This window comes from Nocardioides sp. (genome assembly GCF_035703625.1).
In the GTDB taxonomy this organism is placed as follows: Bacteria; Actinomycetota; Actinomycetes; order Propionibacteriales; family Nocardioidaceae; genus Nocardioides.
Genome location: NZ_DASSXS010000232.1, coordinates 1 through 22,235, shown reverse-complemented (window position 1 = coordinate 22,235; position 22,235 = coordinate 1). Strand labels below are relative to the sequence as shown.

Genomic DNA, 22,235 nt, shown 5'->3' with positions numbered 1-22,235 from the left:
GCGCGCGCTGGGAGGCCTCGCTGTTCGAAGAGCACGACTTCCACGACTTCAAGATCTCTGTCAAGCACAACGACCCGGTCATCATGGTGCAGGCCTACCGTCTGCTCGCGCAGATGGGCGATTGGCCGCTGCACCTCGGGGTGACCGAGGCGGGGCCGGCGTTCCAGGGCACGATCAAGAGCGCCACAGCGTTCGGGATCCTGCTCGCCGAGGGCATCGGAGACACGATCCGGGTGTCGCTGTCGGCGCCCCCGGTCGAAGAGGTCAAGGTCGGCATCCAGATCCTCGAGTCGCTGAACCTGAAGCCCCGCCGGCTCGAGATCGTGTCCTGCCCGAGCTGCGGCCGGGCGCAGGTCGACGTCTACAAGCTCGCGGACGAGGTCACCGCTGGGCTCGACGGTCTCGAGGTCCCCCTGCGCGTCGCCGTCATGGGGTGCGTCGTCAACGGTCCCGGTGAGGCCCGCGAGGCAGACCTCGGTGTCGCCTCGGGCAACGGCAAGGGCCAGATCTTCGTCAAGGGGGAGGTCATCAAGACCGTGCCCGAGTCCCAGATCGTCGAGACGCTCATCGAGGAGGCCATGCGGATCGCCGAGGGCATGGACACCGTCGACGGCGCCGGGCCCGACGTCAGCGTCGGCTGACGACGGGTCCCTGCCTCACCGGCCGTGCTGATCCCGGCCCGCTGACGACAGCTCAGCCCGCGCGCTGGACCTGGTCCTGGACGACGCCCGCGGGCGAGACCGACAGCGCGATCGCCAGGTTGGCGCCGGGCAGAAGCGGCTCGATCGCCCGCTTGATGGCGTCCTCCAGCATGCTGGCCCACGCCCTGAGGTCCACGGAGGTCGACACGTCGTCGCCGTTTCCCTCGGAGAGGCCCGACGAGAGGTTCTCGGGGACCGGCGGCAGTCCGGTCGACAGGGCCATGTCCAGCGCCGTGACCTCGGCGTCCTCGGCGAGCCCGAGGTCACCGATCGACCGGGCCACCTCGGACAGCTGCCGCAGGACGGCCACCTGGTCGGCGGGCGACGACGACAGCGCCTCGGCGCAGTCGCGGCCGTGGGCGAGGTGGGCCCGTGACGCGTTGTGGTCACCCTTGAGCTGGGCCTCCCGTGCCGACGAGATGGCGGCGTCGCAGGCCTGCAGCGGCTCGGCCGCCTGCATCCAGTGGTGGGCGCGGTCGCCCTCGTGGGCAACCGACGACCGGGCGATCCGGTCGTGCAGCCGACGGCGTTCGGCAGGACGCACCCAGGCCTCGGTAGCGGCTCGCATGATCGGGTGGCGGAACTCGTAGCCGGAGCGGCCCAGGCGCAGGGCGCCGAGGTCGGTCAGCCGGTCGAGGGCCTCCGCGACCTCGCTCGTCCCGGTCTCGGGCCAGACCCGGCGATCCAGCAGCTGCACCAACGCCGCCGCCGTGACCGGGCGGTTGACCAGCGCCACCAGCTGGATGACATCCATCGACAGCGGAGCGACCCGCTCCAGGATGCCGCGGATGACAGCGCCGAGCTCGGGGTTCGTGGCGTCCCCGGCCGGAGTCGAGGAGAGATCGAGGCCGGAGAGGGTCCAGATCACCTGTCCCTCGGAGAGCCAGCGCCGCAACATCGCGACGGCGGCCCCGGCCCGGCCCTCGGTCTTCTCGACCAGGACGTCCACCAGACGCGGCGCGGCGTGCCCGCACAGCACGGTCTCGGCGATCTCGGCCAGCTCGGTGCGCTCGAGCCGGTGCGTCTCGAGGCTCTCCGCCCTGACCCCCACCATCTCGAGCTCCATCAGGAACGGATCGAGGTTCGTCGCCGCGACCGGCACCACGAGCGTCAGGTCGACTCCGGCGCCCAGGGCGGCGATGTCGTTCACCAGGTCCGCGACGTCCTTGTCGTCGTGTCCGTCCAGCGGAGGGAGCACAGCGACAGTGGTGCGTCGTGCGGCGCACTCCATCTCGGAGGCGGCCGGCAGGTCGAGGGGCCGGCGGCCGTGGACGTGCGCGCCCTCGACCCGTGCGCGCCTCAGCGACTCGTCGATCAGGGCCTCGCGGCCCGAGCCGGCCTCACCCACCACGCACACCACACCGACGTGGTGCGCGTTGACGTTCCGGCGGACCAGCTCGCCCACGGCCGAGCAGTCCTCGCTCCGACCCACCCAGGACGGAACCACGTCGTCACGGTCCGGGGCCGAGAGGATGTTCATCTGCAGCGCGGTGGTCTGCCTCGAGGGTGCCACGCCCAGCTCGTCGGCGAGCACGGTGCGCAGGTCCCCGAAGACACGCAGTGCGCTGTCGGTCTCGCCCAGGCCTGCGAAGGCCCTCATCAGTGCCCGGTAGGCACGCTCGGAGTAGGGGTCCGCGGCGATGGCCGACTCGGCGAGGTCGATCGCGTCCCGCATCCAGGACAGCTCCACTGCGCTCTCGGCTGCGTCCGTCAGCAGCGAGCGACGCGTCGCCGTGAGGGACTCCCTTGTCTCCACGGCCCAGCTGCTGCCGCCGTCGTGCGCCTCGAAGTCGCCGAGGTACAGCGCCTCGGCCTCGCGGGTGAGGCCCACGACCCGGGCGTGGTCACCGCTGCGGCGAGAGACCCGGGCCTCGACGGCGAGGTCGCGGAACGCCGTGACGTCGACCCACGCGTTGGTGAGCACGAGCCCACCGAGACGTCGGGCGACGCAGTCGGTGCGGAGGGTGCGGCGGATCTGGGAGGCCGCGGTCCGGAGGCTGGCCCGCCCCCGGGCCTCATCGACGTCCGGCCACAGCTTCTCGAGCAGGCTGTCGATGCGCACCGGCTGGTCGGCGTCCAGCGCCAGCAGTCGGAGCAGGTCGAGCGTCTTCCCGGTGCGCCACTCGGAGGCGTCCACCACGGTGCTGTCACCGCGACGCACCCGCAGGCTGCCCAACAGTCTGATCTCGACCGGTTCCTGGTTCATTTCCATCTCAAGCCCCCGCTTGTCAGATGCCGTCTAGGTGCCCGAGAGATCACTTCGTTGAAGTTGCTACTACCCTGCTACGCAGTTCGTCGCAATTCCCGAGAGTGAGGACGAACGCCCCAGATACGCGGGACTTTTGGCCTCCTGGGGCTAATCGCGGCATGACCCGTTCGCGTCATGCGCGCCAAGGGGGTCCAGTCCTCTTAAACAAACCTTGAAGTTTTACACGGCGTTCACGGGGGCCGAGAAGTCTGGCCGACATGATGGCCCTGCGCCGCATCGCGGCTGTACTTGTACTCGCAGCGCTCTGCTGCGTGTGGGAGGCGAGTCCGGCGTCCGCGCACACCGACGTCGTGTGGAGCTTCCCCGCAGAGGGCGTCAGCCTGCCCTACCCGCCGGCCCAGGTGGCCATCGAGACCTCGGAGCCCGTCGATCTCGGCCTCAGCCAGATCGTCGTGAGGGACGCCGAGGGGCACGCGCAGACCGTGACCGACAAGGCGCTCACGCAGGGAGCGTCCGTCCTCGTGGTCAGCCTGGACGACTCGGGGGCCTGGGGTCAGTGGACCGTCGACTACCGCCTGGTGGGCTCGGACGGGCACCCCGTCACGGGTCGCATCGACTTCGCCGTGGGCGAGCCGGCGCAGGCAACCACCGAGGCCCAGGCGGCGACGACCCGGTGGCTGATGCTGGGTGGCGGCGCACTCGCACTGCTCGGCGGTGCGTGGTACCTGCGATGGACCACGGGTCGCGCGTCACGGGCGGAGGCACGGCAGCCGGCTCGGACTGCCTGATGGCGCCGACGGACACGAAGGTCACCTCGACCTCCCCGGCCGTCTCGCGCCGGGTGGTCGGTTCGGTGTGCTTCGTGCTCGTGACGACGGCGGTGACGGCCAGCATCGCGACGAACCCCGAGGTGCTCGAGCCGGCCGTGCGGGGCATCAGGGAGGCTGGGCCGGCCACCGATCTCGCGGCCCCGGTCGCCCGGGCACTTCGCGTGATCGGCGCGGTCGCGACGGTCGGCGCACTCGCCGTGTCGCTGCTGGCGGGGTCGCGGGGCCTGAACGGGCGCGCGATGAGCCTGAGGGTCGCGGCGAGTCGCTGGGCGCTGCTCTGGGCCGCTGCCGCCGGCTGCTCGCTCGTGCTCGAGCTGTCGCAGGTGTCCGGCCTCCCGGTCATCGAGGTGCTCCGAGGCGGAGGTTCGACCGCGGCCTCGGGAATCGCGGCCCAGGTCACCGGCCTTGCCCTGGCCGCCTGGCTCGCCGTACTCGTGTCCTTCTTCGCACGCCGGGTGGAGTCGGTGCCCGGTCTTCGGCTGGTCCTCCTGGTGGCGCTCGTGGCCCTGGTGATCCCGGTCCTCACCGGGCACTCGGGCCACGCCGGCTTCGAGCCTGTCTCCCTGGCCACCTTGAGCCTGCACGTCGTCGCCGTGTCCGCGTGGGTCGGGGGACTCCTGGCGCTGTGTGCGCACGCCGACGAGGAGACCCGGATGGACGTCACCCTGCTGAGCCGTTTCAGCACCATGGCCCTGGTCTGCTACGTCGTGGTCGCCGCCTCCGGCGTCGCCAACCTGTGGACACGGCTCACCTGGGCGGAGCTCGTCGCCAGCGGCCCCTATGCCGTCCTCCTGCTCCTCAAGCTCGCGGGGTTCCTGCTCCTGGGAGGCTTCGGCCTGGCCCACCGCCGCCGGACGCTGCGCCGGGTCGCCTCCGGCGAGGGCGCCTCCTTCTGGTCCCTCGCGGCGGTCGAGGTCGCCGTGATGGCCGCGGTCCTGGGCCTGGCGGTCACCCTGACCGCGACGGCGCCGGGCGAGACCGACGACGCCATCCACGCCTCGTCGGTGCCCGCGGAAGGGCATTTCACGAAGCCTTGATGCGCCCCGGAAACCGTATGCCCCTGAACGTGTGTGGGGTTTGTCAAAGGGGGCTTGGATCAAGATGGAACTGAAGCGACGCGACGTCATGAAGCTCGGTGGCCTCGGGGTGGCCGGCGCCGCGGCCGGGAGCCTGTTGCCGATCGGCGACCTGATCCGGGCGGCAGACTCCAGCACCATCGATCCCGCGTTCCTCCCGGAGCCGTTCACGTCCGCGTTCAGGCGTCCGCCGGTGCTGCGCCCGTTCGACAGCCGGCGTGGACCCGACGGGGTGTGGACCGACCACTACGAGCTGCGCCAGCGGATGACGAACGCCCAGATCCTCAAGGGCGGCCGCACCACCAAGATGTTCGGGTACAACGGCGAGGTCCCCGGCCCCACGATCAAGGCGACCCGTGGCCGCCGGATCCGGCTGCGGGTGCGCAACCAGCTCCCACCGCGTCACCCCTCGATCGGTCACGAGTCCACGACCTCGTTGCACCTGCACGGCTCCGCCTCGAAGCCGCAGTACGACGGCTACGCGAGCGACGTCACCCCGTCCGGCTTCTACAAGGACTACTACTACCCGAACTTCCAGCCGGCCCGCACCCTCTGGTACCACGACCACGGCGCCCACCACACGGCCCAGAACGTCTACTCGGGCCTGGTCGCCCAGTACCACCTGCACGACAAGGTCGAGAGGGAGCTCCTCCCCCAGGGGGAGTTCGACGTGCCGCTGGTCGTCTCGGACGTCGCGTTCCGCGAGGACGGCGAGCTGCTGTTCGACGACGGTGGTCACAGTGGTGTCTACGGCGACGTCGTCCTCGTCAACGGCCGGCCGTGGCCGGTCATGAAGGTGAAGCGACGGGTCTACCGCTTCCGCATCCTCGCGGCATCGGTGTCGCGGTCGTGGCGTTGGCGGCTCGGCCCCGGCTACCCGATGACGATCGTGGCCACCGACGGTGGGTTCATGCCGAAGTCGCAGACGGTCAGCGAGTTCCGGCACGGCGGTGCCGAGCGCTACGAGGTGCTCGTGGACTTCTCGAAGTTCCGCCCGGGGACCCGGATCGTGCTCAACAACCTGAGCAACGACAACAACCGCGACTTCCTCAACACCGACAAGGTCATGGCGTTCGACGTCGTCGACGACCCGTTCGACAAGAGCGACCCGACCTGGAACCGGATCCCGGGGCGGCTGGTGGACTCCCACGTGATGCACCTCCGGCCGGGTGACGAGAAGCGTCGCCGTACCCTCAACGTCGAGCGCTTCCTCGGCACGTGGGCCATCAATGGCATGACGTGGGACGACGTCATCGCCAGCGACTTCCAGATGCTGATCGCGGACCCGAACCTCGGCGACGTCGAGATGTGGACTGTCGCGAACCGGTCGGGTGGATGGTTCCACCCGGTCCACGTCCACCTGGTCGACTTCCGGATCGTCAGCCGCAACGGTCAGCCGCCACACCCGTGGGAGCTCGGTCCCAAGGACGTCGTGTACGCGGGGGAGGGCGAGAGCGTCCAGCTGCTGATGCGGTTCGAGCACCAGCGCGGGCGCTACATGGTGCACTGCCACAACCTCTCCCACGAGGACCACGACATGATGGTGCAGTTCGGTGTCGGCTGGAAGCCTGGTCAACCTGACCGCAACGACCCGATCCGAGCTGCACGGTGCAAGTTCGACGACCTCCCGGGCTGAGCGGCACCACGGCCACCTTGCCCCGGCGCCGGAAGCGACCAGCGATCCTGCTCGTCCTGGTCCTCGTGGCCGCGCTCCTGATCGGCCTGCTGGTGAGGACGTTCGTCCTGCGTCCGCTCACCGTCAGCTCGACCAGCATGGAGCCGACCCTCTGCCCCGGTGACAGGGTGCTGGTGAACCTGTGGAGCCCAGGGCTCGATGACCTGAGCCGGGGCGACCTCGTCGCCCTGAGGCTGGATGGCTCGGAGGTGCCCGTGGTCAAGCGCGTCGTCGGCCTGCCCGGGGACGAGGTCGCCATCAGGGACGCGCTGCTGTACGTCAACGGCGATGTGGTCGATGAGCCGTACGTCGACCACAAGTCCATCGATGCCCTGTTCTACGGGCCCGTCGTGGTGCCGGGGGACCGCCTTGTCGTCATGGGCGACGCACGCGCGACCTCCGTCGACTCCAGGGCCTACGGACCGGTGTCCTCGGAGCGGCTGCTCGGCACGATCGCGGCGCGGTGGCCGACAGGGGACTGCTGAACCCGACAGTTTGCGCTCCTTTGACGAGCGTCGACCACCGTGCCACCACAAGCCACAGCGGTGCCTCGGAAGGTGCCGCGGGAAACCTTGCGGCAACCATGGGACGGGGAGGAGTCGTGGCCGACATGCACAGGTGGGGACCCATCACCACGATCGGCGTGCTGACCGCAGCCATGGCCTCGGGCATCAACCAGCCCGCCGGCGCAGCGGATCCGGCCCACTCCGTCACCGTCTCGAAGGACGAGTCCATCGTCCTGGTCGGCGGCCTGACCGAGGGCGAGACGGTGCAGGTGGTCCTGCGGCGCAACGGGATCCAGATCGGCAGTGCCACCGGCGTGGCACCGGCCGGGGGACTGTTCGAGCTCAACCACAAGATCGAGCTGGTCGACCCACCGGTGGTCGACCCGGCTACAGGCGGCGAGGACGAGGTGAACAACACCGGCACGGCCGTGTGCTGGACCGACTTCACCCCGGAGATCCTGGGCGGTGACGAGCTCACCGTCACCACCGGAACGACCGTGGACGAGCTGGTGGTCAGCGACATCGACATCACCCAGGAGCCGACCAAGGTCGACGCCAACACGGGCGTGGTCAGGGGACGCGTCGCGGGTCCAGTCCCTCCGATCAGCCAGCTCAGCGTCTCGACCCAGGGAAGGACCGCCAGCGACGAGCGCTTCGACGGCCTTGCGCCCGGCCTCGTCGACGGTGTCGCGGGAACGCTCAAGTACACATCGGGCGGGAGGTTCAAGGCGACGTTCGACGGCTTGAGCCGGATCCAGATGGGGGCCTTCCTCGACTCCGAGGACGTCAGGGTCATCCACGAGACCGCGTCGGGCCTCGCCGGGTCGCACACCACTGAGGCGGTCTACGGCGCGGATGCGCGCTTCACCGAGGACCTCTGCCCTCCGGTCGCCCGGCGCGCCGTCACCGGCGCCAGCCTCGGTGCGATCAACCGGAGCAACGTCGACCGTCCCCTGAAGATCTGGGGCGTCAGCGCGGACGCCACGTCCGTGCGGGTCGGCGTGGAGGATCGCAACGGACGGCGGCGGACCTGGCCCGCGACGGTCACCGGCACCGGCATCGCACAGACCTGGTCGGTGACCTACCCGGCCGGAAGCCTGCGGCGGTTCGCCGACGGCCGGCTCACCATCAGCGCCACCCACATCGGCGATGCCGGCGCGCTGGCTGGGGGACCTCGCCGGATCCACAAGGACACCGTGGCGCCGGCCCTGCCGAAGATCCGGCCCGGCGGCAGCAGGAGGTTCGTCGGTCGCGAGCTGGTGCGCCTTCGGTCCTGGGGGGCCCAGGAGATCTGGTACACGCTGAACGGCAGCAGGCCTGCGCGCAATCGTGGTGCCGAGTACACCGGTCAGTTCCGCCTGGCCAGGACCGCGGTGCTGAGGGCGATCGCGTTCGACCGGGCCGGCAACGCCAGCCGGGTCTCGGGCGCCAGGTTCCTGCGCGTGCGCGCCCGGTAGTCGCGCCCTGCACGTCGCAGGTGGGGCAGATCATCTCCCGGAGGACCGTCGTCCGTCCGGCAGCTGCTCGCACGTCCGGACGCAGGTGCGTGGCAGCCGGTTCCTCCACCAGGTGTGGACCGTGCCCCGGAACGGGGCACGAGATCGGTGTCGTGCGACCGCGTCGGCGCGCGCCGAGAGCGCCGACCTGAGGACTGCCGCATGCCGGCCTTGGTGACCCGCGGCGTGCGTGTCCGGGCCGGAGGGGTCGCGCGCTGCGGTGCGCGCAGCTCACCCGGCCGGGGCGAACAGCCGGGGCGAACCGCTCGTCCAGCCGGTTTAACGAGTGGTTGACGTCACTCGTCGACTCTTGCTCGCACGTACCCGGCATGCGTGCGCCTGACGCTCCAGGACCGGGGACGAGCGGGGACAACGCAAGCACCACCTGGGTGGGTGGACGAAACGTAGGAGTGGGGACATGGAACTTCTGGGCCAGGGACTGCCTCGTGACGGCAGGGAAACTCGGCGTCGGCGCACCGGCGCAGGCTCCCGGCGCAGGGTGGTCTCGCTGACCACGACCCTGCTCGTGGGTACGGCGCTCACACCATTGACGGTGCTCGCGCCGACGGCGGTCCTCGCTCCGGCGGAGGCGGCCGTCGGACAGGGATTCAACCTGAACCCGTCCGACCTCGAGTTCATCCTGAAGCAGATCGAGATCGCCGAGCACCACGCGGCCAACTACGACGCCGCGCACCCGTGCGACGGGCTGATGGGCCCGGGGGAGTTCCAGATCCCCACCACCGCCCAGGGCGAGGAGCTCCCGTGGGGCCTGCGCACCGTGGACGGCACCTGCAACAACCTGGTCCCCGGACAGCACAAGTTCGGCGCTGCCGACCAGGCGTTCCCACCCAGCGCCGGCCTCGACTATCGCGAGGCCGAGCCGGCACCCCCGGGATTCCCCAGCAACGCCACCAGCACGGGCGGCAACTCGTCGTACGCCCGCCCCGGTAGCGTCGTCGACTCGCAGCCGCGCAAGATCAGCAACCTGATCGTCGACCAGACCGCCGGAAACCCGGCCGCGCTCGCCGCCGCGGGCCCCGGGGCGACCGCGGACTCCGCCGGCAACCTCCCCAACCCCAACGTGGCGACCGACGTCGGCCTCTCCGCGCCGTACAACGGGTGGTTCACCCTCTTCGGCCAGTTCTTCGACCACGGCCTCGACCTGGTCAACAAGAGCGGCGGCACGGTGTTCATGCCGCTCAGCCCGGGCGACCCGTTGTACAACGCGGCGACGCCGCAGACGAACTTCATGGTGGTCACCCGGTCGACCGGCAGCCCCGGTGGGACGACCAACCAGACCGCCACGTTCGTGGACCAGAGCCAGACCTACACCTCGCACCCGTCGCACCAGGTGTTCCTCCGGGAGTACGTCGCGGACGGGAACGGAAAGCCCGTCAGTGACGGCCTGATGCTGAGGGGCACCATGGCGGACGGCGAGCGCGACGGCATGGCCACCTGGGCGACGGTGAAGGACCAGGCGAGCACCCTGCTCGGGATCGAGCTCGACGACCAGGACGCCCTCAACCTCCCGCTGCTGGCGACCGACCCGTACGGCAAGTTCCTGCCGGGTGCGAACGGCTTCCCGCAGCTGGTCCGGTCGGACAACACGCTGGTGGAGGGCAACCCTGCCGCCCCGGTGGACGCCTCCCAGGCCGTGCGGACCGGGCACGCGTTCCTCGACGACATCGCCCACACCGCGGTTCCGTTCGGCGACCACGACAACAACCCCGGAACCCCGCGACGACCCTTCACGCCGGACGCCGACACGGCGGTCAACAACACCGTGTCCACCGGCGTCTACGACGACGAGCTCCTCGACGAGCACTTCGTGGCCGGCGACGGCCGGGTGAACGAGAACATCGGCCTCACCGCGGTACACCACATCTTCCACTCCGAGCACAACCGTCTTGCCGCGGACCCGAGCCCCGGTGGTAGCGGCATCAAGGACGTCCTCGTCAACGAGGACCCGGCCAGCATCGAGGACTGGCAGATCTCGCCGGGCGTCTGGGACGGCGAGCGGATCTTCCAGGCCGCGCGCTTCGTCACCGAGATGGAGTACCAGCACCTGGCGTTCGAGGAGTTCGTTCGCAAGGTCCAGCCCATGGTCAACGCCTTCGGCGAAGGTGGCACGGGCTACAACACCTCGATCAACCCGGCCATCCGCGCGGAGTTCGCCCACGCGGTCTACCGCTTCGGCCACTCGATGCTGACGGAGACCGTCGCGCGGCGCGAGGCCGACGGGACGAACACGAGCATGGACCTGCTCGAGGCATTCCTGAACCCGGTGGGCTTCGACGAGGGCGGCACCGTTGATCCCGACATCGCGGCGGGCAGCATCGTGCGCGGCATGAGCCGCCAGACCGGCAACGAGATCGACGAGTTCGTCACCGAGGCACTGCGCAACAACCTGCTCGGCCTGCCCCTGGACCTCCCGGCGATCAACCTCGCCCGGGCGCGCGAGGCGGGCGTCCCCCGGCTGAACGCGGTGCGTGCGAAGTTCTACGACGAGAGCAACAACTCCGCGTTGGCGCCGTACCAGAGCTGGACGGACTTCGGCTTCAACCTCAAGCACCGCGAGTCGCTGGTGAACTTCGTGGCCGCCTACGGGAAGCACCCGAGCATCAGCGGCAGCCCTGCCAACCGCCGGTTGGCGGCGACGCGGCTCATCGAGCAGGACCCGTCCGACCCGGCCACCCCTGCCGACGCCGCCGCGTTCATGAACAGCACCGGCACCTGGAACAACAACACGACCGGCATGAACGACGTCGACCTCTGGGTGGGCGGACTCGCCGAGAAGCGGATGGTCTTCGGCGGGCTCCTCGGGTCCACCTTCAACTACGTCTTCGAGTTGCAGATGGAGGACCTGCAGTTCGGTGACCGGTTCTACTACCTCTCGCGGACCGCGGGCCTCAACCTGCTCACCCAGCTCGAGGGGAACTCCTTCGCGGAGATGATCTCGCGCAACACCGACGTCGACACCCTGCCGGCAGACTCGTTCTCACGGCCCGACTTCGTCTTCAACGTGGGCACCCTGACCTCCGGGTCCGGAACCACCGTGGTCGACGACCCGCTGACCGACGACTACAACGAGGGCGACCGGCTCGACGATCCGGGCAGGGACCTGTGGAGGACGGGCACGAACGGCCTGCGCTACACCGGCCCCGCGCACGCCGTGTTCAACGGCACCTCGAGCGCCGACCGGGTGTGGGCCAGCGAGGGTGACGACACCATCCGCGGCAACGACGGCGACGACTGGATGCAGGGCGGGGACGGCGTCGACAACCTGATCGGCGGCCTCGGCGACGACATCCTGAACGACCTGTTCGGTGACGACGTGCTCAAGGGTGGCGACGGTGACGACGCGATCTCCTCGGGCCAGGGCTTCGGGGGTGACCTCAACCAGGGTGGCCGCGGCCGCGACTTCATCGTCGACGGCAACGACATGACCGAGTCCTTCGCCGGCCCCGGCAACGACTTCATCCTCGGCGGCGACGACATCGACACCGTCTTCGGTGACGACGGGGATGACTGGATCGAGGGCGGGACAGGTCCGTTCAACCTCCTCCAGGGCGACAACGGGGCACCGTTCCAGGACGACCCCAACGCGCCCGGCGACGACGTCATCGACGGTGACGGCGGTGAGCAGGACTTCGACGCCGAGGGTGGCGACGACATCATGCTCGGTGGACCGGGCATCCAGCGGGCCGAGGGAATGCTGGGCTTCGACTGGTTCATCCACCAGGGCGACCCGCAAGCGGGTCGGTCCGACCTGAACTTCCTCGGGGCCTTGCCACCAGGACCCGCCGCTCTCCGTGACCGGTTCGACCTCGTCGAGGCCCTGTCCGGCTGGGAGCACGACGACGTGCTGCAGGGTGACGACCGCAATGTCGCCGGCGTCGTCGTCCCGGGCGACGTGCCCATCGGTGCCGGCCACGGCCTGGAGCCCGCCGGCATCGCCCGGATCCCCGGACTCCAGGAGGTGCTGGGGGAGGGCGTCACCTCGTTCGACACCGGCAACCTCATCCTCGGTGGCGACGGCAGCGACACCCTCGAGGGCCGCGGTGGCGACGACATCCTCGACGGCGACAAGTGGGTCCACGTCTACCTCAGCGTCCGCAACGACGCCGGTACCGAGATCGACACCGCCGAGAGCATGGGGGAGCTCAAGACCGCCGTGTTCTCCGGGGCGATCGACCCGGGCAACATCGTGATCGTCCGGGAGATCCTGGACGGCACCGGCGTGGGCACCGACAAGGCGATGTTCTCGGACACCCGGGCCAGCTACATCTGCACCGACCTCTCGGGTGCGACCCCACAGGTGCTGTCCCAGTGCCCGCGGCAGTGGAGCGGCGGCCGGCTCGAGGTGAGCCACCTCGCCGGCGGCGGGCCTGTGGACCCGGTCGATCCGCCGGACCCGGGTGGCGTGGTGCTGGCGAACGACGGGACCGACATCGTCGAGAACGTCGAGGAGCTGGTCTTCTCCGACAGCGCCCCGCCGGCAGCGCCCACGGGGGTGACCGCGGTCGCGGGCAACGGCAACGCGCAGGTCAGCTTCATTCCGCCGCTCAGCGTGGTCGACAGCTTCCAGGTGGAGGTCATCGACCAGCTCGGTCAGCCGGTGGGCGAGCCGCTGGACATCCTCGACCCGGAGACCACCAACCTGCTGGTGGGGGACCTGGTCAACGGCCAGCCGTACACCTTCCGCGTGCGGGGGATCAACGCCTTCGGGACAGGTGAATGGTCGCTGCCGTCGGCGCCGGTGACCCCACGTGCCGACGCCCCGGACGCCCCCGGTGTCCCGACCGTGAGGCCAGGCGACCGCCACGTCGAGGTCAGCTGGACCGAGCCTGCCGACGGTGGCTCGATCATCACGGGCTACGACCTCCGGATCACCCAGCTCAACGGCACCGAGACGCTGATGTCCACCACGGACACGACCCTCGACGCGACAGGCCTGGTCAACGGGAGGGACTACTTCTTCTCGGTTCGGGCCAAGAACGCGGAGGGCACCGGCCCCTGGTCCCCCGAGGTGGGCGCGGTTCCCCGTGCCCGGCCCGGCGCACCCACGATGACGTCGGTGGATCCGCGGAGCCACAGCGTCATGGTCCGGTGGCGCCCGCCCGCCGACGACGGCGGGAGCGACATCACGCGCTACCAGGTCCAGGTGCTCACCCTGACCGGTAGCCAGGTGGGGCGTCTGCGGGCGACCGAGGGCCCGGTGCATCGTCTGCTGGTCAAGGGACTCGAGAACGGGCGGCCGTACCGGTTCCGGGTCAAGGCCGTGAACATCGCGGGTGACTCGCCGTGGTCGGGCACCATGAAGGCCAGGCCGCACTAGCAGCTCCCGAGGAGCTCGGGCCGGGTGGTTCGCCACCCGGCCCGAAGTCCTGTCCGCGTAGGCTTCGCCTGTGCTCACGACCCGCCACGGTGTCCGGGTTCTCGGGCCCGAGGATCTCCCCGAGTTCGTGCGGCTGGTCGCCCGTGACCCGGTGGTCAACGTCTTCGCCGACTACCGCGCCCGCACCACCAACCTGGAGCCCCGATGGCTGGGCGGCGAGGTGTGGGGGCGCTTCCTCGACGGCACGCTGACCGCGGCCTGCCACGTCGGCGCCAACCTCGTGCCGGTGCAGGCCACGGAGGATGACGCCCGGGTCTTCGCCGAGCGGGCACTGACCCGGGGGCGCAACGTCTCCACGATCGTCGGCCCCCAGGAGGCTGTGCGCACCCTCTGGAACGGTGTCGCCGGCACCTGGGGGAGGCCCCGGGAGATCCGCTGGGACCAGCCTCATCTCGAGATCGCCGCCAGTCCACGGGTCGATCCCGACCCGGGGGTGCGGGTCACGACCATGGACGACCTGGCGGAGGTCTATCCGGCCTGCGTCGCGATGTACACCGAGGAGGTGGGCGTCTCGCCCGAGTCGGGCGGCGGGGCGGACCTCTATCGCACGCGGGTCAGCCAGCTCATCTCCCGCGGCTGGTCGTTCGCCAGCTTCGACCACGGACGACTGGTCTTCAAGGCCGAGGTCGCCTGCGCGACCCCGGCCGCTGCCCAGGTACAGGGAGTGTGGGTCCCGCCGGACCGGCGCGGCGAGGGCCTCGGGGTCCGTGGCATGGCGGCGGTGGTCGAGCTGGTCCGCCGCGACATCGCCCCCGTGGTGGCGCTCTACGTCAACGAGTTCAACGTCCCGGCCCGCCGGGCCTACGAGCTCGTCGGCTTCCGCCAGACGGCCACCTTCGCGACCGTCATGTACTGAGGACCTGGGGTCGGCGGGTGGCTGCGCGCAAGGACGTCCTCCTGCTGGCGGGGATCTTCACGACCAGCGGCGTGGTCCACCTGGTGCGGCCCTCGGTGTTCGAACCGTTGATGCCGACGTTCGTCCCCAGGCACCGGGAGGTCATCGTCGGCAGCGGCGTCGCCGAGATCGCGTGCGCCGCCGGACTCGCGCACCCGCGCACGCGCCGCGTCGCCGGCTGGGCCAGTGCCGCGCTGCTGGTCGCGGTGTTCCCCGGGAACCTGAAGATGGCCGACGACGCCCGGCGGTCCGGCAACCGGAGGTTACGGGCGGTTGCCTACGGTCGCCTGCCGCTGCAGCTCCCGCTGATCGCGATCGCCCTCCGCGCCGCGCGCCGGGGGTAACTGGCTCGCAGCCGCCGAGGCCGCGCCAGTAGCCTTCGCGACATGATCATCCGGATGTCGAGCCTGTTCGTGCGGACGTTGCGAGAGGACCCCGCGGACGCGGAGGTGCCGAGCCACCGGCTGCTCGTCCGTGCGGGCTACATCCGCCGCACCGCCCCCGGCATCTACACCTGGCTCCCGCTCGGCCTGCGGGTGCTGCGCAACATCGAGGGCATCATCCGCGAGGAGATGGACGCCATCGGTGCCCAGGAGCTGCAGTTCCCCGCCCTGCTGCCCCGCGAGCCCTACGAGGCGAGCAACCGCTGGACGACGTACGGCGACGGGATCTTCCGGCTGCGAGACCGCAAGGGCGCCGACTACCTCCTCGGCCCGACCCACGAGGAGATGTTCACCCTCGCGGTCAAGGACATGTACTCCTCCTACAAGGACCTGCCCGTCTGGCTCTACCAGATCCAGACCAAGTACCGCGACGAGGCGCGTCCGCGCGCCGGCGTCCTGCGCGGGCGGGAGTTCATCATGAAGGACTCCTACTCCTTCGACACCACCGACGAGGGGCTGGACCGCTCCTATGCCGCGCATCGCGAGGCCTACGTCCGGACCTTCGACCGGCTGGGGTTCGACTACGCGATCGTGAAGGCGACCAGCGGCGCCATGGGGGGCTCGAGGTCGGAGGAGTTCCTGGCCAAGGCGGACGCGGGCGAGGACACCTACGTCCGCTGCACCAGCTGCGACTACGCCGCCAACGTGGAGGCGGTCGAGGTTCGCCCGCCCAGCCCGATCCCCTACGACGACGTACCCGCCGCCCACGCGGAGCAGACTCCGGACACCCCGACGATCGCCACCCTGGTCGACCACCTCAACGAGAAGTTCCCCCGGGACGACCGGCCCTGGCAGGCGGGTGACACCCTCAAGAACGTGCTCGTGGTCCTCAAGCACCCTGACGGGACCCGAGAGCCGGTGGCCATCGCGCTCCCCGGCGACCGCGACGTCGACACCAAGCGGCTCGAGGGCCAGCTCGAGCCCACCGAGGTCGAGCCGTTCGGCGACGAGGAGTTCGCGAAGTACCCCTCGCTGGTCAAGGGCTACATCGGACCGCGCTCGCTGGGGGACAAGAGCGACTCCGGGATCCGGTACCTCGCCGACCCCCGAGTCGTCGACGGAACTCGCTGGGTGACGGGCGCGGACGCCGAGGGCCAGCACGTGCTCGACCTGGTCGCCGGGCGGGACTTCACCCCGGACGGGAGGATCGAGGCGGCCGAGGTCCGCGACGGCGACCCCTGTCCCAACTGTGACGGGACGCTGGAGTCCGCGAGGGGTATCGAGATGGGCCACATCTTCCAGCTCGGCCGCTGGTTCGCCGAGGCGCTCGACCTGCGGGTCCTCGACGAGAACGGCAAGCTGGTCACGGTCACGATGGGCTCCTACGGCATCGGCGTCACGCGAGCGGTCGCCGCCATCGCGGAGGGCAACAACGACGAGCTCGGCCTGGTCTGGCCCCGTGAGATCGCCCCGGCCGACGTGCACCTGGTCGCCACCGGCAAGGACGAGGCGATCTTCTCGGCTGCCGACCGGATCGCCCACGAGCTGTCCGCAGCGGGGGTCGACGTGCTCCACGACGACCGGCCCAAGGTGTCCCCGGGCGTGAAGTTCAAGGACGCCGAGCTGATCGGCGTCCCCACCATCGTCGTCGTCGGCAAGGGGCTCGCCGACGGCACGGTCGAGGTCAAGGACCGCCGTACGGGCGACCGCGAGGACGTGCCCGCCGACCGCATCGTCGACCACCTGGTAGCCCTGGTCACTGGATGAGCATCGAGGCGGTCATCTTCGACTGGGGCGGCACCCTCACCCGCTGGCACGACATCGACTTCCACGCCGAGTCGCTGGCCCTCGCCCAGGCCGTGGTCAACGCCGACCACGACATCGAGGTGTCGCGTGATCGGCTGCACGCGGCGGGGGAGACCATCTGGGGTCGGAGCAGGGACCACCAGCAGAGCTCGACCGTCGCCGACCTCTTCGCGGAGGCCGGGCTCGACCACGACCCGGCCCTGCTCTCGGCGTACTACGACTTCTGGGAGCCCCACACCTTCACCGACGACGAGGCCGGGCCGATGTTCGAGCAGCTGCGGTCCGAGGGCTATCGGGTGGGAGTGCTCTCGAACACGATCTGGCCCCGTGACTGGCACGAGGGGTTCTTCCGTCGCGACGGCGTACTCCACCTGATCGACGCAGGGGTCTATACCAGTGAGCTCCCCTGGACCAAGCCCTCTCCGCGTGCGTTCCGTGCCGCGATGGAGGCGCTGGGAGCGACCGACCCGGGGCGTTGCGTCTACGTCGGCGACCGGCTCTTCGACGACGTGTGGGGAGCCCAGAACGCAGGCCTGTATGCGATTCACGTGCCCCACAGCGAAATTCCCGCGAGCCAGATCGGTCACACCGAGGGCGAACCCGATGCGGTGGCACAGCGCCTGGCCGACATCCCCGGCCTGGTGCGCGCCTGGACCTAGGGTGGTTCTAGCACCCAGGGACTAGTCCTACTACCAAAGGTCCATGGTTAACACGACCTAGGGATGGGTAGGTTCCCCGGCAACCTTTCAAGAATTCGCGGGGGCGGGTTGTTGAGGGAAGGACCCCAGGAGATGCGTTTCGCGCGAACCGCTTGTCTCGCAGCAGTAGCAGGCATCGGTGCAACCGCACTGACCGTCGTCGGCATCGCCGCACCCGCCCAGGCCGCAGTCGTCGATGCCGGGCAGGCGTGCCTCACCCCTGACACGAACGAAGCGGCCGCCGCGGCCCGCGGAGGCGGCTCCGGGCTCGACCACCGCGGCATCTCCGCCGCCGAGCAGCGTGCGATCACGCGCCAGACCAACAACCAGCTGGCAGCCAAGGGCGTGACCGCCGCGAGCGGCGCCACTGCCCTGGTTGCCAGGAAGGTCCCGGTCTACGTCCACGTGATGCGTGACCGCGCCGGGCGCGGCAACGTCACCAACCGTCAGGTCGCCCGGCAGGTCGCAGTCCTCAACCGTGACTTCTCCGGCCTCGGCTACCGCTTCGACCTGGTCCGCATCGACCGGTTCAAGAACACCGCCTGGCACAAGGACCGGCGGTCCGGCCACTACCGCGCCGTGACCCGCAAGGGCGGCGCCAGGGCCCTCAACATCTGGCTGGTCGACTTCGCCTACCTCGGGATCGCGACCTTCCCCTGGGACTACGCCAGGCGGGGCGCGGTCGACGGCATCCGCGTCCAGTACAACTCTCTGCCCGGCGGCAACATCCCCCACTACAGCGAGGGACGGACGGCGACTCACGAGACGGGCCACTGGCTCGGCCTGTTCCACACGTTCCAGGGCGGCTGCACCTCGCTCAACGACCAGGTCGACGACACGCCGGCCCAGGCCAGCCCCACCAGCGGGTGCCCTGCCGGCCGCGACTCCTGCCCGCTCGACGGCACCGACCCGATCCACAACTACATGGACTACAGCTGGGACAGCTGCTACTCCGAGTTCACGCAGGGTCAGGCGGCACGTGCGCACAAGATGTGGACGGCCTACCGCGCCTGAGCGTCGCCAATCGCATCACAGTGCAGGTTTGTGCAATGCAAGAAGATGAGTATCGCCGGTGCTGGCGCATCTCCTTCGCTTCGTTGCAGAATCGTGCAGGAGGGAGTGATCCGCTGCTGGCGGACGCTCCCTGATTGGTCTCTCGGGCCCAGTCACCCACGGTCCGCGGACTCGTTGCCGCCGGGGAAGATCTCGGGACTTCCTCGGTACACGAGTTCGCGGACCGCGGTGTCTGAGAGCGCGTCGACGGCCCAGCGCCGCTGGTGGCCGACCGTGTTCGCCACCAGCCACGCGTAGGTCGAGGCACATCGGCGCTCCAGCTCGAGCGCAGCGGCGTACACCGCGGACTCCGTGCCGAGGCGTGGGGGGACCTCGTAGGCCGTCTCGGACGCGACAGGTGTCGCGCCCTCGTCGAGCACCAGCCCCGTCAGGTGGTCGCGACGGGTCCGGTGCGTCTCGTAGGCGTCGGTCACCGCCGCGAACAGCTGCGGGGAGTCCGAGGCCGAGGTCTGGGCACCCAGCACGCCGTACACGTAGATCGCCGCATGCTCCCCGGCCAGTGCGACCTGGAGTGCTTGCACGGGCGTCACCGGCTCTCACCCCCCGGCAGTGCGGCCAGCTGCTGGGCGATCGCCGCCGACATGGAGGCCAGCAGCCTCGCCAGCCGTCCGCTCCGGGCAGCCACCGAGTGGTCCGCCAGCAGCCGCTGGAGCCGCAGCTCCCGATCTCGTACCAGCCTCAACGCGTCGGCCGCATTCCCCGGCCGCGGAGCCCGACGGCCGGACCGGCGGCTCGACTCGAGCGCCGCCAGGTGTGCGTCGTGCACGCGGACGAGCTCGTTCAGCGGGCGGCGCAGCGAACCGTGGCGGCGCTGGAGCGACTCGACGAGCTGCCGGGTGGCGAAGATGTCGGCGGCCACGTCCTCGACCAGGGCGGCATCCGGGTCGTCGGCGTCGGCTGGGGGCTCGGAGGACGAGCCCGGGTCCCGGGGGTCCAGGTCGCAGCCGACCAGGACGGTCGCGGCGGCGAGGACACCGCCGAGCGTCGTACGCCGGGTGATGCGCAGGGCGGGGACAGGGGACACGGCGCAGACCCTATCCCTGCCCCGCTATCGTGGAGATTCGCTGGACGAGGAGGTCGCTCGAACGACCGCCTCGAGATCTTCCAACTGCACAGGAGGCGGGCACGCGTGAGCAGTGTCAGACAGGACGCCGTCCGGGAACGCATCGAGACCGAGCTCCTCGCCCCCCTCAGTGCCCTGGAGCTCGACGTCGAGGCGGTGGAGATCACTCCGGCCGGCAAGCGACGGATCCTCCGGATCGCCGTGGACAAGGACGGCGGCGTCACCCTCGACGACGTCGCCGACGCAACCCGGGAGATCTCCCGGGTCCTCGACGAGTCCGACGCGATGGGGGAGCAGCCCTACACCCTCGAGGTGACCTCGCGGGGGGTCGACCGCCCGCTCGTCCTGCCCCGGCACTGGCGACGCAACGTCGACCGCCTGGTCAAGGTGACGACCACGGACGGCGAGACGGTCGAGGGCAGGATCGTGAGCAGCGACGAGACAGCGGCGGGCATCGACGTCTCCGGGACGATCCGCGAGATCGCGTACGCCGACGTCGGCCGCGCCCTGGTCCAGGTCGAGTTCAACCGGCCCGGATCGAAGGAGGCGTGATGGACATCGATCTGAGCATCCTGCGGATGCTGGAGCGCGAGAAGGAGATCTCCTTCGACATCCTCGTCGAAGCGATCGAGCAGGCCCTGCTCACCGCCTACCACAAGACGCCGGGGGCCCAGGAGCGCGCCCGGGTCGAGCTGGACCGCAAGTCGGGGCACGTCACCGTCCTCGCCGCGGAGCTCGACGAGGAGGGCAACCAGGTCGGGGAGTACGACGACACTCCCGAGGGCTTCGGTCGCATCGCCGCGACGACCGCGAAGCAGATCATGCTGCAGCGGTTGCGTGACGCCGAGGACGACATCCGGTTCGGGGAGTTCTCCGGCAAGGAGGGCGACATCATCTCCGGGGTGATCCAGCAGGGTCGCAACCCCGACGACGTGATGGTCAACCTCGGCAAGCTGGAGGCCCTGCTGCCCCTCGGGGAGCGGGTGCCCGGCGAGCGCTACGACCACGGCACCCGGATCAAGTGCCTGGTCGTCTCCGTCCGCAAGGGCATGCGCGGGCCCCAGATCACCCTCTCGCGTTCCCACCCCAACCTGGTCCGCAAGCTGTTCGCCCTCGAGGTGCCGGAGATCGCGGACGGCACCGTCGAGATCGCGGCCATCGCCCGCGAGGCCGGTCACCGCACCAAGATTGCGGTGATGTCGACGGCGTCCGGGGTCAACGCCAAGGGTGCCTGCATCGGCCCGATGGGCCAGCGGGTCCGCAACGTGATGTCGGAGCTGCACGGCGAGAAGATCGACATCGTCGACTGGTCCGAGGACCCGGCCGAGCTGATCGGTCACGCACTCTCCCCGGCGCAGGTGACGTCGGTCGAGGTGGTCGACGCCGACACCAGGTCGGCGCGCGTCGTCGTCCCTGACTTCCAGCTCTCCCTGGCCATCGGCAAGGAGGGCCAGAACGCGCGGCTCGCCGCTCGACTCACCGGCTGGCGCATCGACATCCGTGGCGATGATGTGGCCGAGCCGCCGCGGGGTGAGTCTGCGAATCCCGCGAGCAGCGGCGAAGGTTGAGGAGCGTCGACTCAGGCCCGCGCGGAGCGAGGGACTGAGTGACGCGTCTCGAAACCCGGTGAGCAATGCAGGGCGGTGACCACAGCGGTCACCGCCCTGCCCACGGTTCCGGGGTTTCGAGGCTCAGGCCGCCAGACGGCCTTCGCACCTCAACCTCCGGGGGCGGGGCTCGCTTCGCTCGCACCTCATCCACCGGCGCTCGCACGTCGGTTCGAACTTGTGTCGCCGTACCGGTAGGGTTGAAACCAGTGGCGCGCGACCGACTTTCCACCGCACGGGCGGCAGGCCAGCCTGTTCGTACGTGTATCGGATGCCGGGAACGGGCCACGACACGTGAGTTGTTGCGTGTCGTCGCGGGACTGGATGCGACCGGCCGACCGGCCGTCGTACCCGATCCGCACGGCACGGCACCCGGACGGGGCGCACACCTGCACCCCACGTCCGCGTGCTACGACCTCGCGGTGCGCAGGCGAGCGTTTGCCCGAGCCCTCCGGCTCGAGCAGGGGCTGGCCAGCACACCGGTGGGGGACTACCTCGCCTCGCACACACACTGAGTCCGACCGACAGAAACTGGAGCAGCAGCTCATGAGCACTCGATGAGTACTTCGCGATGAGTTTGCACACCCGCTAACGGTCTGAGACAAACCCCCGGAACCCGGGTCTCAGGCCAGAAGGAGAAACGTGGCTAAGACCCGAGTTCACGAACTCGCCAAGGAGTTCGGTGTCGAGAGCAAGTTTGTTCTCGAGAAGTTCAAGGAGATGGGGGAGTTCGTCAAGTCGGCGAGCTCCACCGTCGAGCTCCCGGCGGAGATGCGGTTCCGCAAGGAGTACGGCGACGAGCTGAAGAGCTCGGCTGC

Annotated in this window: 19 protein-coding genes; 16 read left to right on the top strand and 3 right to left on the bottom strand. The window is 70.0% G+C overall.

All coding sequences use genetic code 11. The features are described from left to right. The coding region (locus tag VFN12_RS12015) for a flavodoxin-dependent (E)-4-hydroxy-3-methylbut-2-enyl-diphosphate synthase (protein WP_325118928.1) at nucleotides 1-641 on the top strand (641 nt) is incomplete at its 5' end. A gap of 52 nt (nucleotides 642-693) precedes the next feature. Here the strand turns inward: VFN12_RS12015 and VFN12_RS12010 are convergent. Next, the gene (locus VFN12_RS12010) at nucleotides 694-2,907 is read right to left on the bottom strand and encodes a BTAD domain-containing putative transcriptional regulator (protein ID WP_325118927.1); all 2,214 of its coding nucleotides are present in this window, start codon (nucleotides 2,905-2,907) and stop codon (nucleotides 694-696) included. A gap of 260 nt (nucleotides 2,908-3,167) precedes the next feature. Between VFN12_RS12010 and VFN12_RS12005 the strand changes: the two genes are divergently transcribed. The 11 genes from VFN12_RS12005 (at nucleotide 3,168) to VFN12_RS11955 (ending at nucleotide 18,687) form a co-directional block, all read left to right on the top strand. Beyond that, nucleotides 3,168-3,698, top strand: a complete 531-nt coding sequence (locus tag VFN12_RS12005) for a copper resistance CopC family protein (RefSeq protein WP_325118926.1) — start codon at nucleotides 3,168-3,170, stop codon at nucleotides 3,696-3,698. Continuing rightward, nucleotides 3,698-4,777, top strand: a complete 1,080-nt coding sequence (locus VFN12_RS12000) for a CopD family protein (protein WP_325118925.1) — start codon at nucleotides 3,698-3,700, stop codon at nucleotides 4,775-4,777. Before VFN12_RS12005 ends, VFN12_RS12000 begins: the two co-directional genes overlap by 1 nt. A 64-nt stretch (nucleotides 4,778-4,841) precedes the next feature. After that, nucleotides 4,842-6,452, top strand: coding sequence for a multicopper oxidase family protein (locus VFN12_RS11995; protein ID WP_325118923.1), 1,611 nt, complete (start codon nucleotides 4,842-4,844; stop codon nucleotides 6,450-6,452). A 17-nt stretch (nucleotides 6,453-6,469) separates the two neighbouring features. Beyond that, a complete protein-coding gene (gene lepB, locus VFN12_RS11990) occupies nucleotides 6,470-6,976 on the top strand; it encodes a signal peptidase I (RefSeq protein WP_325118922.1) in 507 nt (168 codons plus the stop codon). 125 nt (nucleotides 6,977-7,101) lie between these two features. Further along, the gene (locus tag VFN12_RS11985; protein WP_325118930.1) at nucleotides 7,102-8,454 is read left to right on the top strand and encodes a chitobiase/beta-hexosaminidase C-terminal domain-containing protein; all 1,353 of its coding nucleotides are present in this window, start codon (nucleotides 7,102-7,104) and stop codon (nucleotides 8,452-8,454) included. A 457-nt stretch (nucleotides 8,455-8,911) separates the two neighbouring features. Beyond that, the gene (locus tag VFN12_RS11980; RefSeq protein ID WP_325118921.1) at nucleotides 8,912-13,831 is read left to right on the top strand and encodes a peroxidase family protein; all 4,920 of its coding nucleotides are present in this window, start codon (nucleotides 8,912-8,914) and stop codon (nucleotides 13,829-13,831) included. Between the two features lie 70 nt (nucleotides 13,832-13,901). Then, on the top strand, nucleotides 13,902-14,747 hold the full coding sequence (locus VFN12_RS11975) for a GNAT family N-acetyltransferase (RefSeq protein WP_325118920.1): 846 nt from the start codon (nucleotides 13,902-13,904) through the stop codon (nucleotides 14,745-14,747). A 17-nt stretch (nucleotides 14,748-14,764) separates the two neighbouring features. Beyond that, a complete protein-coding gene (locus VFN12_RS11970) occupies nucleotides 14,765-15,130 on the top strand; it encodes a hypothetical protein (RefSeq protein ID WP_325118919.1) in 366 nt (121 codons plus the stop codon). Nucleotides 15,131-15,172: 42 nt separating this feature from the next. Continuing rightward, a complete protein-coding gene (locus tag VFN12_RS11965; RefSeq protein ID WP_325118918.1) occupies nucleotides 15,173-16,936 on the top strand; it encodes a proline--tRNA ligase in 1,764 nt (587 codons plus the stop codon). Further along, nucleotides 16,933-17,634 carry an HAD family hydrolase gene (locus tag VFN12_RS11960; protein WP_325118917.1) on the top strand — a complete coding sequence of 234 codons (702 nt, stop codon included), beginning with the start codon at nucleotides 16,933-16,935 and terminating at the stop codon, nucleotides 17,632-17,634. Before VFN12_RS11965 ends, VFN12_RS11960 begins: the two co-directional genes overlap by 4 nt. A gap of 132 nt (nucleotides 17,635-17,766) precedes the next feature. Continuing rightward, nucleotides 17,767-18,687, top strand: coding sequence for a zinc metalloprotease (locus VFN12_RS11955; protein ID WP_325118916.1), 921 nt, complete (start codon nucleotides 17,767-17,769; stop codon nucleotides 18,685-18,687). A 152-nt stretch (nucleotides 18,688-18,839) separates the two neighbouring features. Here VFN12_RS11955 and VFN12_RS11950 read toward each other — a convergent pair whose 3' ends face one another. Next, nucleotides 18,840-19,277: a ferritin-like domain-containing protein gene (locus VFN12_RS11950; protein ID WP_325118915.1), complete on the bottom strand. Its 438-nt coding sequence runs from the start codon at nucleotides 19,275-19,277 to the stop codon at nucleotides 18,840-18,842. Further along, nucleotides 19,274-19,771, bottom strand: a complete 498-nt coding sequence (locus VFN12_RS11945) for a hypothetical protein (protein WP_325118914.1) — start codon at nucleotides 19,769-19,771, stop codon at nucleotides 19,274-19,276. Before VFN12_RS11945 ends, VFN12_RS11950 begins: the two co-directional genes overlap by 4 nt. A gap of 105 nt (nucleotides 19,772-19,876) precedes the next feature. On the opposite strand from VFN12_RS11945, the gene rimP reads away from it, so the two are divergent. The 4 genes from rimP to VFN12_RS11925 form a co-directional block, all read left to right on the top strand. Next, nucleotides 19,877-20,362, top strand: a complete 486-nt coding sequence (gene rimP / locus VFN12_RS11940; RefSeq protein WP_325118913.1) for a ribosome maturation factor RimP — start codon at nucleotides 19,877-19,879, stop codon at nucleotides 20,360-20,362. After that, a complete protein-coding gene (gene nusA, locus VFN12_RS11935) occupies nucleotides 20,362-21,378 on the top strand; it encodes a transcription termination factor NusA (protein WP_325118911.1) in 1,017 nt (338 codons plus the stop codon). The genes rimP and nusA overlap by 1 nt, the downstream gene beginning before the upstream one ends. Before the next feature lie 65 nt (nucleotides 21,379-21,443). Next, entirely contained in the window at nucleotides 21,444-21,932 is a 489-nt protein-coding gene (locus VFN12_RS11930; RefSeq protein ID WP_325118910.1) for a YlxR family protein, read from the top strand. 127 nt (nucleotides 21,933-22,059) lie between these two features. Then, nucleotides 22,060-22,235 (top strand): translation initiation factor IF-2 N-terminal domain-containing protein (locus tag VFN12_RS11925; protein ID WP_325118929.1); only part of this gene is annotated, 176 nt, incomplete at its 3' end.

Excerpts from the sequence above, each read along its gene's own strand:
- VFN12_RS12005 (WP_325118926.1), top strand. The coding sequence starts at position 3,168 with ATGATGGCCCTGCGCCGCATCGCGGCTGTACTTGTACTCGCAGCGCTC.
- VFN12_RS11930 (WP_325118910.1), top strand. The coding sequence starts at position 21,444 with ATGCAGGGCGGTGACCACAGCGGTCACCGCCCTGCCCACGGTTCCGGG.
- VFN12_RS11985 (WP_325118930.1), top strand. The coding sequence starts at position 7,102 with ATGCACAGGTGGGGACCCATCACCACGATCGGCGTGCTGACCGCAGCC.
- VFN12_RS11995 (WP_325118923.1), top strand. The coding sequence starts at position 4,842 with ATGGAACTGAAGCGACGCGACGTCATGAAGCTCGGTGGCCTCGGGGTG.
- VFN12_RS12010 (WP_325118927.1), bottom strand. The coding sequence starts at position 2,907 with ATGAACCAGGAACCGGTCGAGATCAGACTGTTGGGCAGCCTGCGGGTG.
- VFN12_RS12000 (WP_325118925.1), top strand. The coding sequence starts at position 3,698 with ATGGCGCCGACGGACACGAAGGTCACCTCGACCTCCCCGGCCGTCTCG.
- nusA (WP_325118911.1), top strand. The coding sequence starts at position 20,362 with ATGGACATCGATCTGAGCATCCTGCGGATGCTGGAGCGCGAGAAGGAG.
- VFN12_RS11965 (WP_325118918.1), top strand. The coding sequence starts at position 15,173 with ATGATCATCCGGATGTCGAGCCTGTTCGTGCGGACGTTGCGAGAGGAC.
- VFN12_RS11980 (WP_325118921.1), top strand. The coding sequence starts at position 8,912 with ATGGAACTTCTGGGCCAGGGACTGCCTCGTGACGGCAGGGAAACTCGG.
- VFN12_RS11960 (WP_325118917.1), top strand. The coding sequence starts at position 16,933 with ATGAGCATCGAGGCGGTCATCTTCGACTGGGGCGGCACCCTCACCCGC.
- VFN12_RS11955 (WP_325118916.1), top strand. The coding sequence starts at position 17,767 with ATGCGTTTCGCGCGAACCGCTTGTCTCGCAGCAGTAGCAGGCATCGGT.